The sequence below is a fragment of the Streptomyces albidochromogenes genome, from assembly GCF_005981925.1.
GTDB lineage: Bacteria > Actinomycetota > Actinomycetes > Streptomycetales > Streptomycetaceae > Streptomyces > Streptomyces albidochromogenes.
In genome coordinates, this window is sequence record NZ_VBVX01000586.1 from 1 (window position 1) to 1,666 (window position 1,666).

Sequence of the window (1,666 nt, forward strand, 5' to 3'; positions counted from 1 at the left end):
GCGGGGGAGGTGCGGGGCATGCCGTCAGCATGCGACGGCGGTGTTACGGCGACGGGCGCCCGGTGTTACGCCCCCGGTACACCGGGCTCAGCCACCGGCCGCGCGCCCGGTGAGGTGCCGGCGTCGCCGGGGGTGCTCCTGGGGCCGCCACCGCCCGTGAGGTGCCTGACCGTCATCCCCGCCGTCCAGCCGCCGTCCACCGCCAGCTCCGCGCCCGTCATGTACGCCGCCGCGTCCGACAGCAGGAACGCCACCGCCGCCGCGATCTCCTCCGGTACGCCGACCCGCCCCATGGGGGCGCCGGGGTAGTTGCCTTCACCGGTCCGGATGCCCACGGGCGCCGTCATCGGGGTGTACGTCATCCCGGGGTGCACGGAATTGACCCGGATCCGCGCCTCCGCGAGCTCCACCGCCCCGATCTTCGACAGCCCGCGCACACCCCACTTGGACGCGCCGTACCCGGCGGTCAGCGCGAGGCCGGTGAGTCCGGCCGCCGAGGAGATGTTGACGACGGACCCGCCACCGCCCGCCCGCATCGCCGGGATCACGGTCTTCATCCCGATGAAGACCCCCACCAGGTTGATCTCGACGACCTGCCGGAAGTGCTCGACCGTCTCGTGCTCCAGGAGCTGCCCGGCGGATGTCCCGGCGTTGTTGACCAGGCCGTCGATCCGCCCGAACTCCGCGAGCGTGAAGTCCAGCGCCGCCCGCCAGTCGCTCTCGGCGGTCACATCGTGCCGTACGAACCGCGCCGCGTCCCCGAGTGCCCGGGCGGTCGCGGCGCCCTCGTCCTCCAGGACGTCCGTGAGGACGACCCTGCCGCCGCCGTCGACGACGGCCCGCGCGACGGCCGCGCCGAGGCCGCGCGCCCCGCCGGTGACGAGGACGGCCCTGCTGCTCAGATCAACGACGGCGGCGGACACGCGACCAACCCCTGCTCACTCGAACTTATGCCTAATCGGCATACTGGCGGCCGTCAGTCTGTCAGCGCTCCGACGCCTCGGCCAGCGCTTCGGCCACACCCGTCTCCTGACGCCCGAGGAAGTGCGGATCGGGTTCGGTCGCGGCGTCGAGCGCCGCCTTGCCGGCCGCGAGGATCTCCCGTACGCCGCCGTAGTACCAGGTCGCGTCGCGCCGGGCGTCGACCCCGACGCCGTACGCGTCGACACCGGCCGCACGGCACAGCCCGATCGCCCGGCGGATGTGGAACCCCTGGCTCACCAGCACGGCACGGTCGACCCCGAAGATCTTCTTGGCGCGTACGCACGAGTCCCAGGTGTCGAAGCCCGCGTAGTCGCTGACGATGCGCCGGTCGGGCACGCCCCGCTCGACCAGGTAGGCGCGCATGGCGTCCGGTTCGTCGTACTCCGTACGGCTGTTGTCCCCGGTGACCAGCACGACCTTGGCCTTGCCGGCCCGGTAGAGCTCGGCCGCCGTGTCGAGGCGGTTCGCCAGGTACGGCGACGGGCCGCCCCGCCACAGGCCCGCCCCGAAGACGACGACCACGTCGCGGGCCGGCGCGTCCGCCGTCGTCCTGACCCGGCTGTCGGCCACGGCGTGCAGCCAGGTCGCGGGCGCGAGCGCCAGTACGGCGACGAGCATGAGCGCCTGGACGGTACGCCGTTGGCCGCGCCGGGTGCGGGGTATGAGGCGCGGGCGCCCCGCC

General features: G+C 73.8%; 2 protein-coding genes. Both read right to left on the reverse strand.

Annotated features, from left to right (window positions below):
- Window positions 1-65: 65 nt before the first annotated feature.
- On the reverse strand, window positions 66-923 hold the full coding sequence (locus E2E34_RS34070) for a glucose 1-dehydrogenase (RefSeq protein ID WP_138905683.1): 858 nt from the start codon (window positions 921-923) through the stop codon (window positions 66-68).
- A 61-nt stretch (window positions 924-984) separates the two neighbouring features.
- Complete coding sequence (locus tag E2E34_RS34075; protein WP_439333707.1) at window positions 985-1,647, reverse strand: SanA/YdcF family protein; 663 nt, start codon at window positions 1,645-1,647, stop codon at window positions 985-987.
- Window positions 1,648-1,666 lie beyond the last annotated feature (19 nt).